A 13,478-nucleotide genomic window follows, 5' to 3' on the forward strand; every position below is an offset into this window, starting at 1 on the left:
GCCTGCCGGCGTGTTGAAGGGGCCGGCGCCGGATGCACTGGAACAGGCGATTGCGGGGATGGACGCGCTGTCGCGGAACGGGCTGCGCTATCCGTTCGCGCAGTACGGCATCCAGCAGGACGTGCGCGCGGGAATGAAAGTCAGCGATCCGAAGACGACGTGACCCGTCGCGGCTGACGGGGCCGGAATCGGCACTCAGCGCTGCGGCGTGCGGACTTTCCCGTCGACCTTCAATATGCGCCTGTCGTGCGCGGCCTCGTATTCGACCGTCTGCGCGGGTGTGACGGCGCCGTACGACCGGCCGTTCACATAGACGGTGCCGTCCCGCAGTTCGACCCGGTCGCCGTCGACCGTCGCGATGGCCCGTTCGCCCTGCAGCACCGCGCCCGAGCAACCGGCGGTCGAAAAGCTGCGGACCGACGTGCCCGAAATCGGGGCGTTGCCGTCCTGATCCGCCGCATGCGCCGCGCTACAGGGTGGCGCATCCATGCTGCCGGCAGCGTGGAGCGTTTCCGCGCTGATACCGCATCCGGCAAGCAACGCAATCGTCATCGGCAACAGCCTGTTCATGGTGCTCTCCGTGGTCCGTGGACCTGGATCGACGACGATGCATCATGTCCGGATGATGGCCCGCGATCGCGCAACCGGATCGACGATCGGTCGGCACTCCTGCCCGCAGGTCGACCAGATGCGTCGAGTATGCATCCACGTCACGACACTCCGCCATCCGCGCCGATACCATTCACGGCCCACAACTGCCGGCTCGTTCGGGCTCCTCGATCGACTTCAACGCCGCTCCCCCGACGGCGACCAAAGGGGGCCACCGCTTCGCCGAAAAGCCACCTTGATCAAGTTGCGACCCGCAACTATTATCGATTGCGACACGCAACCTTTTCGGGCAGACCATGGATCTCATCGACGCTCCCGCCAAGCCTCGCGACGCGACCATCCTCGAGCTTCGCGACTTCTCCCGCAAACTGGTTCGCGAGCTCGGCTTCATGCGCGCGACGCTGGCCGACAGCGACTGGGCGCCTTCGGCCGTTCACGCGATCCTCGAGATCGGGATGGCGCCCGGCATCAACGCCCGGGATCTCGGCAACATCCTGCGCCTGGACAAATCGAACACGAGCCGGCAACTCGCGCGGCTCGAAGCCGCCGGTATCGTGGAGCGCCGCGTGTCGAGCGAGGACGCGCGCGCGACCGAGCTGACCCTCACCGCCGAAGGGAAAAAGCTCCGCAAAAAAATCGACCAGTTCGCGACGGACCAGGTGTCGAATGCGCTGCGCCGCATGGTTCCGGCCGACCAGCAGGCGCTGCTGCGTTCGCTCGCGCTGTATGCCGATGCGCTCGCGCAGGACAACGCCGCCCAGTCGCCCGCCGCGGCACCCGACGCACCGCAGATCCGCGAAGGCTACCAGCCGGGCTGCATCGGCGATATCGCGAGCCTGCACGCGCGCTTCTATTCGGAGCACTGGGGATTCGGCGCCTTTTTCGAAAAACGCGTGGCGACCGAGCTTGCCGAGTTCGCGGGCGCGTTGCCGGCCGAAGGCAAGGCGCTCTGGCTCTGCCAGGAGGACGGGCGGACGCTCGCGTCGCTCGCGATCGACGGCAACCCGGCGACCGGCGTCGCGCATCTGCGATGGTTCATCGTGAACGACGCGTTGCGCGGATCGGGCATCGGGCGCCAGCTGATGACGCAAGCCATGCGCTTCGTCGACGAGCAGCGGTTTCGCGAAACCTGCCTGTGGACGTTCAAGGGCCTCGATTCCGCGCGCCATCTGTACGAGTCGTTCGGCTTTACGCTGACCGGCGAATCCGCGGGCACGCAATGGGGAGCCGAGGTGGTCGAGCAGCGTTTCAGCCGGCCGGGACCGTCCGGCCGCTGAGGTTCAACCGGGATCGACAGCCTGTCGATCGACGGCGTCGTCCAGCGCACCAACATTTCGCGGAGCATGCGCCACCTGCACCTGCACCTGCTCCGGCGCAAACGCGTCTTCCACGAAGCGGATCACGTCGTCGAGCGACGACGTGCATGCGGCGCCGGCAGCCAGCTCCCGAAACGCGCCATCCGGCCCGAAGCAGACGAGCGGCTTGCCCCAGCGCCGCGCGAGCGAAATCTCCTCGGCCGTGCCGTGCCCGCCCGGCAGCGCGACGATCAGGTCGCTGCTCAGCACGTTCACGTAGTTGCGGTTGATCGTCCGCGGATCGGCGCCCGGCTCGCGGCGCGGCAGCGGCGTGAGGATCGGGATGTCGACGAACGGATGCGGATAGCCGTCGAGCGGCACGAAACCCGCGAGCGGATCGGCCTGCGTCGGCAGGATGCCGATCGATCGCCCGGCCCGCCCCGGCACGCCGGCGAACGCGCGCGCGACCGCCAGCATCACGCCCTGCCCGCCGCCCGTCAGCAGGTTGAAGCCGGCCTGCGCGAGCCACGCGCCGAGCGGTTCCGAAAACGCGAGCCACGGTTCCTTGCCCGAGCCCATCACGCCGATCGTTTTGTTCCTTGGTTGCATCGTGGTTTCCGGTGATGTCGTTGCGATGTGTGCGATCGCATCGGGTTCCGACCGCAAGCGGGCCCGCGCCCGCCGCGCTCATTCGAGCTCGACGCCCTTGAGCTCGGGAATCAGGAACAGCGTCGCGACCATGTCGAGCACATAGAGGCCGGCGAGCAACGCGATGGCCGTCTGGAACGAGTAGTGCGCGGCCAGTGCGCCGACCGCGACCGGCCCGAAGCCGCCGACCGCGCGGCCGATATTCCACAGCACGTTCTGCGCGGTCGCGCGTGCGGCCGTCGGATAGCCTTCGGACATCAGCGTCCCGTAGCCGCCGACCATCCCGTTGACGAACATCCCCATCAGCGCGCCGGCCCACAGCATCGCCGTCGGGTCCGACAGCCGCGCATACGCGATGACCGTCGCGACCGAGCCGAGCTGGTACAGCAGGAACGTCGGCTTGCGCCCGATCCGGTCGGCCAGTTGCCCGAACACCCAGACGCCGATCATCATCCCGACGACGGTTGCGGCCGTCCACAGCCCCGACTTCGTCAGCGAGAAGCCCATCTGCTTCGACAGGAAGGTCGGCAGCCAGATCATGATCCCGTAGTAGCCGAAGTTCTGGACCGAACACAGGATCACGATGCCGAGGCTCGTGCGCGCGGTGCGGCCGTTGGCGACGAGCATGCGGAACGCGTTGGACTTCGGCTGCGCCGCGCGCTGCACGAACGCTTCCGGCTCGTGCAGCTTGTTGCGCATGACCCACGCGAGCAGCGCGGGCAGCACGCCGACCACGAACATGCCGCGCCAGCCGATGTGGAGCAGCAGGAACGGCGTCAACAGCGCGGCCAGCAGCACGCCGGCCTGCCAGCCGAGCGCGACGTAACACGACACGCGTGCACGCTTGCTCGCCGGCCATGCTTCGGCCGCGAGCGCCATGCCGATCCCGAACTCGCCGCCCAGCCCGATGCCCGCGATGGTGCGGTAGACGAGCAGATCCGAGAAGCCGCGCGCGAACGCGCACAGGCCGGTAAAGACCGCGAACAGCAGGATCGTCCAGGTCAGCACGCGCACGCGCCCGTAGCGGTCGCTCAGCGCGCCGAACACGATGCCGCCCGCGACGGCGCCGATCAGCGTCCACGTGACCAGCGCGCCGCCCTGCCCGGGCGTCAGTTGCAGCGCCGCCGTGATCGCGGGCAGCATGAAGCCGAGGATCAGCAGGTCGAAGCCGTCCATCGCGTAGCCGATCGCCGATCCGGCCAGCGCTTTCCACGCGTAGGGGCCGACCTGCTCCGCGCGCGGGGCCGACGAGCCGTCGAGCGCCGGGGATTTGATGTTTGCTGCCATGGTGTCCTGCCACGAAAGTCCGGCGACATTCTAAGGCCTGTGCCCGCGCATGACGGGCCGGCGAACGTGCCGATGCGCGGCGGTGCGGGCGCGCGTCCCCCCCCGCTCCCGTCCGTCATGCGCGCATGGTCGGCGACGATTCAGGATGCGCCGCGCGCCCGCTTTCCGGGACGGAGAGCGGGAATCGGCGGGCAATGAACGGGAAAGCGGCGATCCGGTGTCGGCGGCGAGGCCGGCGATGTCGCGATCAGGCCGGACACCGAACGAAAGACATCGTGCTGGCCGGGTGGTGCCGGCCGGCCAGCGTGCGCGAACCGGACGGCGCCGCGGCGGGCTTCAGCCCTGATCGTCCCCGGGCCACCAGGTCTTGGCCTCGCGGTCGACGACGAGCATGTCGAGATCCTTGCCTTCGAGCCATTTCGGCCGCGGGCCGCGGCCCGACCACGAGCGGCCGGTCGTCGGATCGTAGTACTTGGCAGGCGCCTTGCGTTTTCGCTGGACGATATAGCCGAGCGCGCTCAGCACTTCCTGCTGCGTGATTCCCAAAAGCTCGACCTGTTCCTTGAAGGCCGCGAGCGCGGCCTGCTTCTCCTTCTGCTTTGCGTCCGACAGCTTGATGTTCAGGTCCCGAAGTTGTGCTTCGAGTTCCTGCAGGGCCTGGGTCATGTATTCATCCTCTTTGGGCATGTTTTTGCAAAAAACTCCGATGGCCGAACCTACCACGAAGTTCCGCCGATCGGTGCTGTCATATTGGTGAATCGTCTGCCCGAGCCGGCATGGTTTGCGCGACGCGCACTAAACGACGTCGCGCGTCAAAAACAGACACGGAACGGGCCGGCAACGCGCGGCACGCCGCATGCGAATGCACGGCGAACGGCTGCGGCAAGTTATGCGCCGCATCATGGCACGGGCGCGGCATGGCGCGAATGATAGCAGTGCTCGGCATCGCGTTGCAGGAGTTGCAGGCCGGAGCCTGACCGGCGCGACGTTTGCCGGCCGAGGTCAACGCCGGCCCGGCGGCTTACCGGTCGACGCCGCGGGCGTCCCACGCGATCCGGTCGAACAGCGCGCGTCGCGTTCGGCGCGGCCGTATGTGCGACGCGGCTCTGCGACGTTGTGCCGTCAAGCACGAAGTATCCTGAAAATAACGCATGACCTATCCGTCAGGCCAAGGCTGCCGGCGGTTTGTCCTTGATGCGAAAAAGCATGGTTTGGCCAAACGGCACGAAATAAAGCACAAGGTGGCCAAAAGAATATTTTCCTTATAATCAATCGACTATATGATCATCCATCAGAAAATCTGCGGGCTCACATATGGATTGAACAAAAGTTGCGATATTTCGGTGCCTCGAAGCCAGTAAATCGGGGCAAGAATCACCCCGGGCAACCCGCTTCGCCTACGAACTCAACCTTACAGTTTCATTACTCCCAAGACGCACAGATACGCGTCCCGGCCGCTTGGACAGAACTTCGATGCTTTTCACGATTTGCCTGGGCTTAAAACCAGGCACAAGACTACCTCGCATTTTAAAAGATGCCGCGATGACGTCGCCTGTCAATTTCATTACGCAGTACTACTTTTATGCCGGGTCCACGTTCCATTCGATATGTTCGGCGAAGGTCGATTGACCCAGTGGCTGTCCAATACGACCGCCGGACATCCCTACCCTACGTCCGTTGTGTATGCCGCGTCAGTCAGCGAGACTGATCGGGTCGGCCTGCTGACCGGGTAACCGGCCGCTCAGCTGCCGCGGTCGCCAGGGCGACGCATTGCCGTGCAAGAACATCGGTCGGATCGACAAGACTGACGCGTGTGCCCGTCCTTCCCACGAAGCTGCTCTGCGGCAGTAACAGCGGCAATTCGGTACATCCCAATACGATGACTTCGACGCCTTCCGCAATGAGCCCGTCAACGGCGGCGGAGATATCGTCGACGCAACGTCCGGCGGTAAATCCCGCTTTCGCCCCTTCCATGCCGTAGATCGCCTCCATCACCCGGGCCTGCAATTCCGCGCCGGGCACGATTTGCCGCAACCCCTCCGATGCCAGGGCTTTCTCGTAGACGCCGCTTGCGATCGTCCCCGAGGTTGCCAGCACGCCAACACAGGAAATCAGCGGAAACCTCTCCCGGAGATGGCGAACCGTAACGGTCAGCATATTGACGATCGGGATGCCCAGATACGGTTGAATGCGTTCGACAAATGCATGGGCGGTATTACATGGAATGGCGATGATGTCCGCGTCGCCCGACTCGAGCTTCTTGCAGGTCGCGTAAAGCGAAATGGTCGGGTCGGGTCCGTCACCGACAAGGTTTTCCGTGCGGTCGGGAATCTGGGGATTCTGTTCGATCAGAAGCCTGATATGGTCCTGGTCGCGATTGGCCGGCGTGTTGCGTACGATCTTCTGCATGAAGTCCACCGTCGCCGCCGGCCCGACGCCACCGACTACGCCCACTTTGAAAATGGATTCGGGCAAGCCGTAATTGCCCGCTATCACGTACTGCGCATACGCAAGATTCGAATCGACCAACGGCACGCGAAACGGACCCATTTCCTCTGCCACGAGCGCAATTTCCGTCAGGCCCGGCACAATGATATTTGCGCCTTGCTCGATGAGGTCCTCGCACGCGTCGCGCAGCAGCGCGACAGGCCGGCCACACAGGTTGCCGCTCTTGACGCCGTCGGCGCCGTAGACAGCTTCGGTGACGAGATCGATACCGTCACGTGGGCGGGGGTAAATAACCTCGAATTCCGGCGCCGCGAAATATTTTTCAAAGAGCCCTTTTCGACGGGAGTAATCCGAGGTCAACACGCCGATTCGCCGGGCAGCCGGAAACTTCCTTCGAACATGGCTGCGAACGGCTTCCACCATATCGACGATCTGCAACGGCGAGTTGGCCTTCAGCTCATCGATAAACGTGTGACTGATGAAGCACGGGAGCACCACGGTCGTCACGCCGCGCTTCTCGAAGCCGCGGATCATGTCGAAAATGTACAGCTTCCGTTGAGTCGTCGCTTCGCCACCACTGGCCGCCCCTCGAAAGGGATGCTGCTCGAAAATGACGTCGACGTGTTCCGCATCGCTCGATGCAGGCGTCGATTTGACGAGCTTGAAAAAGACATCCGCGCTTGCCAGTGGGCCCAGGCCGCCCACCACGCCGAACTTTTTCCCGCTCAGCACGCTTGCGCCGATCATTTCGCTTCGCCCTGCAATTGGCCCAATGCAACGCTGTTCTCTGCATCGTTCTGCCCGGCGAGCCGCTTCAACTCCCACTTGGCAATGACGGCCGTCGAGATACTGTTGCCAATCACGTTCGTGGCAGTTCGCCCCATATCGAGAATCTGATCGATGGCGAGAATCAGCACCACGCCGGACGGCGGCAGATGAAACATCGGTGCAACTGCGGCGACCACCACCACGGAACCTCTTGCGACGCCGGCCATTCCCTTGCTGCTCAACATCAGGACGAGCAACATCATGATTTGCGTGCCGATCGGCATGTCGATGCCGAATGCCTGCGCGATAAAAATCGCGGCAAACGCCTGGTACATCATCGATCCGTCGAGATTGAACGCGTAGCCGAGCGGCAACGTAAAACCGACGACCTTCTTGTCGATACCGAACGCCTCAAGCTTCTCGGTCAGACGCGGATAAGCGGCTTCGCTGCTCGCGGTCGAAAAGGCGAGCATCGCGGGTTCACGGACAGCTCGCAGCAACTTCCAGATCGGTTTTCCCAAAAAGACGTGACCGACGGCGACGAGGGCGACCCACAGCAGGACGAGGCCTAGGTAGAAGCTGCCAACGAGCTTGCCGTACGTGGTCAGCACATCCAGGCCGTTCACCGTGATCGCGGATGCGAGGGCGCCGAATACACCGACGGGAGCGAGCCGCATCACAAAGTCGGTGAGCTTCAGCATTGCAGGGACGAGCGCATCGATGCCGGCGATCAGCGGTGTGACACGCGGGTCCTTTTTGATGGCACTCAGAACGATGCCGAACAGGACAGAAAAGACGAGGATTTGCAGGATGTCATTTCGAGCCATCGCATCGATGATGCTGGAAGGAAACGCATGCGTGACGAAGTCCTTGAAATTCAGGCCCGCGGTGTTGAGACCGGTTGCCACATCGGAACTGGTCTGCGTCATATGCAGCCCCGCGCCGGGCTGCAGCGCATTCGCAAGGACGAGGCCAAGCGCGAGCGAGAAAAGCGACGCACACACGAACCATCCCACCGACCTGAACCCGATTCTGCGCACGTCGCTCGTTCCTTCCATGCCGGCGAGCCCGGACACCAGAGTGGCGAAGACGAGCGGCGCGATAATCATCTTCACAAGGCGCAGGAAGATATCCGTGATGATCGAGAAGTACCCTGCGATTATCTTGGCTTCTGCAGCACCGGCGACACTCCGATGGCACACGTAACCGACGACGACGCCGAGCACCATGCCAGCCACAATATATAAAGTCAGGCGATTTTTCATTTCCATCAGTCCGAGGAACGCGCACAAGATCCGACGTGACCGCTGTACGCTGGCAGGAGGCAAAAACGTCGTCAGCGGGCGACGCTTCTGTGTATGGGACGGATGATAGAGACGATAAAAAGAAGCTCGATGCGGGTCCTGCATGGGGATATGCGAACCTCACATAACGCGGGATAACCCCTAATCGGCGACCGGCGATGCGGCACGAAGATGGCGCCAAAGCGTGTCCAAAAACTCATTGCGATTCGATGCATCGCGGTAGACGCGAAGTTCGATTTCGAGATTCCATGCGTCCCGCCCCGCCGGAACCAGTTCGCTCGCGTCGAGCTCGGCGACGATCGAACTCTTCGGAAGCCACGCGACGCCTTCGCCTTCCAGCACCAGTTTCTTGACAACCTCCGCCATGTCGGACTCGTAATGCAGTCGCAAGGCCGGGCTCGTATCGACTCGACTCAACAGGAGTGCGAGGCAGCGGCCGAAATAGCTGGTTTCCGTATACGAAATCAACGGCAACGCATGGGTCGCCGTTCCTGGCAACCGGAATGCGGGCGCACCACGCGGATTTGGCCGGCAGACAGGCATCAGTACATCGACGCCAACGGCGAGATGCTCGTACCTGGTCGGGTCGAGATGGAGGGGAAGCTCCGGGTGATGATAGGCAAACATCAGCTCACAGTTGCCGTTCACGAGCATCAGGATCGAGTCGTGGACATTGGTGGGGATCACCCGGGCACGTACATCCCCAAAACGGCCAGTGAGCGCTTTCAACCAGCCGGGCAAGAAGCCTAGCGCGATCGTATGACCTGCCGCAATCCGCAAGCCCTTACCCGCCATGCGTTGGTCATTGCGAATGATGGCTCGCGTATCAAACAGCTTTCCCAGTATGTCTACCGCTGCTTCCCGAAACAGTTGTCCGGCAGGCGTCAGCGTCGGGGGGAAGCTGCTGCGGTCGATGAGATCCGCGCCAACCCACTGCTCGAGCGACTGAATGCGCCTGCTGAACCCCGACTGGGTGACGTTCCGAAATTGCGCCGCCCGCGAGAAGCTCTGATACTGCGAGAGGGCGATGAAGTCCTCAATCCACTTGATTTCCATATCGGGTCCTGTGACAACGCGATCGCTTCCGCGAGATCGATGGATTCTACGCCCGCCCCCTTTCCCGATAACGTCGCAGGACGCGGATGTCATCGGGCCGGGCAGCACCGGTGCGCTCGGCCATCGATGCGTTCAGGTTCCGTTCAACGTTGCGAGGCCCCGCTGAGTGATGCGGATGACGACGTGCCGTTTGCCGGCCGAAGCCGACGCCTGCCAGGACGCCTTACCGGCCGACGCCGTCAGCATCCCACGCGATCCGGTCGAACAGCGCGCGCAGCTTCGCGCCGCGCGCAGCGTTCAGCGCTGCCGCATGCGCGACGCGTCCGGCGAGATGCGCGCGAAAATCCGGGTGTGCGTCGCGATTCTGCGACGCCGGTCCGCGCCGGATGCAGTTGGTCAGGATGGCCTTCAGGAGATCGAACTCATCGCGCGCCAGATTCGGATGACGATTGACGACCACGCCGGCCAGTTGCTGCCGCGTGCCGCGCCGCATTACGCGGGTCTTGCGCAGTTGCAGCGCGAAGCCCTCCTCGAGCGCGATCGCGGCAACCCTGACCTGCAGCCGCTCGACTTCGCGCGCGAGCGTGCCGCCGCCCGAAAACGCGAGATCGTCGGCATAGCGCGTGTAGGTCGCATCGAGCGAACGCGCGAGCGCGGCGAGCCGCATGTCGAACCGGAATGCGCCCAGGTTCGCCAGCGCCGGCGACGTCGGCGCGCCCTGCGGCAGATGCCGGTTGCGGTAGCGCTGACGGCCGATCCAGTCGAGCCGGTCGCGCAGGTCCGGCGCGAGCAGCCGCGCCGACGGCACGCGGTTGGTGCACAGCCCGGTGAGCGTGCGCGCGACTTCGGCCGGATACCCGAGTGCGACGAACAGCGCATGGACCCGCGCGGCGCGCACCGACACGAAGAAATCCGCGAGATCGAAACGGACGACGACGTCGCGATCCGCGTGCGGCGCCGCAAACGACACGATCCCGTGCCCCTTGCGAAAGCCGTGTACCGCGCCGTGCGGCGCAATGCGATCGAGCAGCCCGTGCAGGATGCGGCGCTGCGCTTCGCGCAGCCGTCCCTTCGGGATCTCGACCACGCGGCACCCGCCGCTGCGCTTGTCGATCGCAACGTACGTGTAGTGATGCAGCGGCGTCGTGCCGCCGCGTGCGTCGACGCGCCAGTGGTCGGACAGCCAGTCGAGTTCCGGCACGCTCACGCCGAGCCAGCCGGCGAGATCGCCGGGCGTCGCCCATTGCGGCACGTCGCAGCCGGCAAGCGGCGCCGGCAACGGCCGCTGGACCGGCGGCCGCCGCACGACGCGGATCACGGCCGGGCGGTCGTCGCCGTACCACGCGCGCACGAATCCTGGCGCATCGGCCAGGTCCGCCGCAAGCGCATCGATGTCGGCGTCGGCCCACTTCGAGCCGAAGCGCGCGAGCGCGGCATCCGCGGTTTCGTGCGCCCACGGCGGCGCATCGCCGAGCACGGCCGCCATCCGGGCAACGATGCCGCCGCGTTCGGGCGAACCGGCCAGCATCGCTTCGGCAATCACGCGGACGGTTTCGCGCAGGAATGAGTGCATGGCCAGAGATGGGCGGGACGATGAGTCAACGTGACCGGTACTGCGAGGGGCTGCGTTGCGCGACGCGCAACGGATCCCCTTGCGACGCATCGGGGTGTCGATCTGATCCACGGGGTAGCCCCGTAGTCCTGGAACATCGGCTGCCTGTTCCGGGCGTGTGCTTGACCCACCGCCCCGCGTCGGGACTTTAAAGGCCGGGAAGGCGGGATGTCAAACCCGGCGGGCAGACCCGCGCCGCCGCTGCGCGCGCGAATTCGACGAAGTCTTCGAGCCATTTCAGTTGCATGGCTTGGCGCCTGGATGCGCGGTGAGGTGCTGCGCGGTGTTTGCGATTCGCCCTGCAGCGAATCGGCAGGCCAGCGTCGGGCGTGCGCCGCAGGCCTCGGATGGCGCCCGATCCTACGGCACCCGCGGCGCATCGCGCAGCACCGTGCGCAACGCGATATCGAACGGCGTCGCGTAATCGATCCCGAGTTCGCGCACGCGCGACGCGTCCAGATGGCAGTCGTACGGGCGCGGCGTCGCATCGGTCGGCTGCTCGATCGGCGCGAGCGATGCGTCGATGCCTAGCGCTGCCGCGATCCGCTGCGCGATGTCGTACTTCGTCATCGGCTCCTCGCCCGACCAATGACGGATACCCGTGATGGCCGCGCCCGCGAGATGACGCAGCGTCAGGTCGCGGATGACTTGCGCGACGTCCGGCGTGTAGGTCGGATAGCGGATCGCCCATGCATCCATGCCGACCGCGTCGGCACCCGGGCGCGCGGAAGCGACGATCGCGGGGACGAGGCTCGTGACGGCCGATTCGCTCCAGTCGGCGACCGGGCCGTAAAGCAACGGCAGGCGCAGCACGCACGACAGCGGCGATGCGGCGAGGAGCGCAGCTTCGCCTTCCAGCTTCGTGCGGCCGTAGATGTTCAGCGGGTTCGGCGTGGCGTCTTCACGGTACGGGGCCGCCTTGCCGTCGAATACGTAGTCGGTGGAGATGCCCAGCGTCCATGCGCCATATCGCGCGGCGAGCGCGCCGATGCGGGCCGGCGCTGTGACGTTGATGGCGCGCGCGGCGGCCGGGTCGCGTTCGCAGACGTCGGGGCGGCGTTCGGCTGCGCAGAGGATGACGGCGGCCGGTTTGCGGGTTTCGAACAGGTGTTCGAGGGCCGGCTGGTCGAGCGCGTCGAGTCGGGCGATGTTTTCCGGGGGCAGCGCGAGAAATTTTGCGCCTGCGCTTTGCGGGTTCCGGATGGTCGCGAGCAGCGTCAGCGACGATTCGCGGGCCAGCGACGCGGCAACCGCGCGGCCGAGCAGGCCGGAGGCGCCGATGACGAGGATGGTCGGGAGTTCGGTCGACGAAGTTGGGCTTGGCATGGGCGGCGATTCGGGTGACGTAGGGAGGCGCGAGGTCGCGTTCGGCGTTCGAGCTGCGGTCGTCCGGAGGATAGCGGAAAAGGTGCGCAACCGATCAACGACCAACGACCCTCGAACCGTACCATGCGGAATCGCCACCCGGCGCACGCAATCTCCGGAGCCACCGGTGATTCGCCCGCCACCCCAAAGACAAAGCCCGGCACACTTGCGCGCACCGGGCCTGCCACACTGCACTGAAACTTCGCGCCGCTTTACTTCCGGTCGATCGAATACCGCCCCGGCCCGGTCAGCGCGAGCAACAGCAACCCGCCGATGATGCTGACGTTCTTGTAGAAGTTGATCATCGCCATGTACTGGTCCATGCCCTGCAGCGCCCAGTAGCGATGGCCGATCAGCGCGGTCGCGAGCGTATAGGCGGCGAACACCAGCGCGAGCGGACGCGTATAGAAGCCGATCGCGATCAGCAGGCCGCCGGCCAGTTCGACCGCCACCGCGATCACGGCCGCCAGCTCCGGCGCCGGGTTCCCCGTCGACGCCATGTATGCGACCGTGCCCGAGAAGCCGTTCAGCTTCTGCCAGCCGAACAGCATGAACAGGATCATCAGCAGCACGCGAGCCGCCAGCAGCAGCTCGTCCTTCTTCGACTCCAGCGAAACGTAACGCATAGCAATCACCCTTGAATTGACGGTTCGATGCATCCGGCGCCGATGCGCGCCGAATCGGCACGCCAGGTCGGCAACGGACCACTCCTCGCGCAATCGGACAGCGGACCGGACGGCCCGCCGCCGAAGAATCCGTCCGGTTGCGCCGTTCCTGGCGCGCTCCGGATCGGTTCTGGCGAAGCACGAGTGCAGTCTACTGTCTCACCAGGAATCATCAATCCTCCATAAAGCGATTCGCCGTCTCAATTAAGTAGACAATCGGACGCAACAAGGCCGCTACACAGCGGATGACGGGGCAGCGCAAACGACTCTCGGCCCCGCGCAAATCGCTCCGTTCTCGTGTTTCCAGATCAGGAAAACTGTTCCCCTTCTTCCTGGCCGCCTTATTCAATTGATATTGTCGGCGCCAATTGACACATGCCGGCCACAACAACTCGTCTCGACAGTTAATTGGCGACACGTT

Annotated in this window: 11 protein-coding genes; 1 reads left to right on the plus strand and 10 read right to left on the minus strand. The window is 64.7% G+C overall.

Annotated features, from left to right (window positions below; genetic code table 11):
- Nucleotides 1-195: 195 nt before the first annotated feature.
- On the minus strand, nucleotides 196-570 hold the full coding sequence (locus AC3WLY_RS14725) for a sugar ABC transporter ATPase (RefSeq protein ID WP_492308671.1): 375 nt from the start codon (nucleotides 568-570) through the stop codon (nucleotides 196-198).
- Between the two features lie 335 nt (nucleotides 571-905).
- On the opposite strand from AC3WLY_RS14725, the gene AC3WLY_RS14730 reads away from it, so the two are divergent.
- On the plus strand, nucleotides 906-1,886 hold the full coding sequence (locus AC3WLY_RS14730) for a bifunctional helix-turn-helix transcriptional regulator/GNAT family N-acetyltransferase (protein WP_492308670.1): 981 nt from the start codon (nucleotides 906-908) through the stop codon (nucleotides 1,884-1,886).
- 3 nt (nucleotides 1,887-1,889) lie between these two features.
- Here the strand turns inward: AC3WLY_RS14730 and AC3WLY_RS14735 are convergent, their stop codons facing one another.
- The 9 genes from AC3WLY_RS14735 to AC3WLY_RS14775 all read right to left on the minus strand — a co-directional run bounded on the left by AC3WLY_RS14735 (nucleotide 1,890) and on the right by AC3WLY_RS14775 (nucleotide 13,018).
- The gene (locus tag AC3WLY_RS14735) at nucleotides 1,890-2,513 is read right to left on the minus strand and encodes an SLOG cluster 4 domain-containing protein (protein WP_492308669.1); all 624 of its coding nucleotides are present in this window, start codon (nucleotides 2,511-2,513) and stop codon (nucleotides 1,890-1,892) included.
- A 78-nt stretch (nucleotides 2,514-2,591) separates the two neighbouring features.
- Nucleotides 2,592-3,839, minus strand: a complete 1,248-nt coding sequence (locus AC3WLY_RS14740; RefSeq protein ID WP_072440423.1) for an MFS transporter — start codon at nucleotides 3,837-3,839, stop codon at nucleotides 2,592-2,594.
- Between the two features lie 336 nt (nucleotides 3,840-4,175).
- Nucleotides 4,176-4,505, minus strand: coding sequence for an H-NS histone family protein (locus AC3WLY_RS14745; protein ID WP_072440422.1), 330 nt, complete (start codon nucleotides 4,503-4,505; stop codon nucleotides 4,176-4,178).
- Between the two features lie 1,029 nt (nucleotides 4,506-5,534).
- Nucleotides 5,535-7,034, minus strand: a complete 1,500-nt coding sequence (gene cuyB, locus AC3WLY_RS14750) for a cysteate racemase (RefSeq protein ID WP_492308668.1) — start codon at nucleotides 7,032-7,034, stop codon at nucleotides 5,535-5,537.
- Nucleotides 7,031-8,320, minus strand: a complete 1,290-nt coding sequence (locus tag AC3WLY_RS14755; RefSeq protein ID WP_175963912.1) for a dicarboxylate/amino acid:cation symporter — start codon at nucleotides 8,318-8,320, stop codon at nucleotides 7,031-7,033. The genes cuyB and AC3WLY_RS14755 overlap by 4 nt, the downstream gene beginning before the upstream one ends.
- A gap of 180 nt (nucleotides 8,321-8,500) precedes the next feature.
- Nucleotides 8,501-9,415: a LysR substrate-binding domain-containing protein gene (locus AC3WLY_RS14760; RefSeq protein ID WP_175963913.1), complete on the minus strand. Its 915-nt coding sequence runs from the start codon at nucleotides 9,413-9,415 to the stop codon at nucleotides 8,501-8,503.
- Nucleotides 9,416-9,638: 223 nt separating this feature from the next.
- Nucleotides 9,639-10,988 (minus strand): reverse transcriptase family protein, encoded by a 1,350-nt coding sequence (locus AC3WLY_RS14765; RefSeq protein ID WP_492308667.1) that lies wholly within the window; start codon nucleotides 10,986-10,988, stop codon nucleotides 9,639-9,641.
- A gap of 399 nt (nucleotides 10,989-11,387) precedes the next feature.
- A complete protein-coding gene (locus AC3WLY_RS14770) occupies nucleotides 11,388-12,353 on the minus strand; it encodes a dTDP-4-dehydrorhamnose reductase family protein (RefSeq protein WP_492308666.1) in 966 nt (321 codons plus the stop codon).
- A gap of 251 nt (nucleotides 12,354-12,604) precedes the next feature.
- On the minus strand, nucleotides 12,605-13,018 hold the full coding sequence (locus AC3WLY_RS14775; protein ID WP_175963915.1) for a DoxX family protein: 414 nt from the start codon (nucleotides 13,016-13,018) through the stop codon (nucleotides 12,605-12,607).
- Between the last annotated feature and the right edge of the window lie 460 nt (nucleotides 13,019-13,478).

It is taken from the genome of Burkholderia sp. FW306-1C-G01B (genome assembly GCF_058781685.1).

Coding starts and splice junctions, on each gene's coding strand:
- AC3WLY_RS14725 (WP_492308671.1), bottom strand. CDS start 570: ATGAACAGGCTGTTGCCGATGACGATTGCGTTGCTTGCCGGATGCGGT.
- AC3WLY_RS14730 (WP_492308670.1), top strand. CDS start 906: ATGGATCTCATCGACGCTCCCGCCAAGCCTCGCGACGCGACCATCCTC.
- AC3WLY_RS14735 (WP_492308669.1), bottom strand. CDS start 2,513: ATGCAACCAAGGAACAAAACGATCGGCGTGATGGGCTCGGGCAAGGAA.
- AC3WLY_RS14740 (WP_072440423.1), bottom strand. CDS start 3,839: ATGGCAGCAAACATCAAATCCCCGGCGCTCGACGGCTCGTCGGCCCCG.
- AC3WLY_RS14745 (WP_072440422.1), bottom strand. CDS start 4,505: ATGACCCAGGCCCTGCAGGAACTCGAAGCACAACTTCGGGACCTGAAC.
- cuyB (WP_492308668.1), bottom strand. CDS start 7,034: ATGATCGGCGCAAGCGTGCTGAGCGGGAAAAAGTTCGGCGTGGTGGGC.
- AC3WLY_RS14755 (WP_175963912.1), bottom strand. CDS start 8,320: ATGAAAAATCGCCTGACTTTATATATTGTGGCTGGCATGGTGCTCGGC.
- AC3WLY_RS14760 (WP_175963913.1), bottom strand. CDS start 9,415: ATGGAAATCAAGTGGATTGAGGACTTCATCGCCCTCTCGCAGTATCAG.
- AC3WLY_RS14765 (WP_492308667.1), bottom strand. CDS start 10,988: ATGCACTCATTCCTGCGCGAAACCGTCCGCGTGATTGCCGAAGCGATG.
- AC3WLY_RS14770 (WP_492308666.1), bottom strand. CDS start 12,353: ATGCCAAGCCCAACTTCGTCGACCGAACTCCCGACCATCCTCGTCATC.
- AC3WLY_RS14775 (WP_175963915.1), bottom strand. CDS start 13,018: ATGCGTTACGTTTCGCTGGAGTCGAAGAAGGACGAGCTGCTGCTGGCG.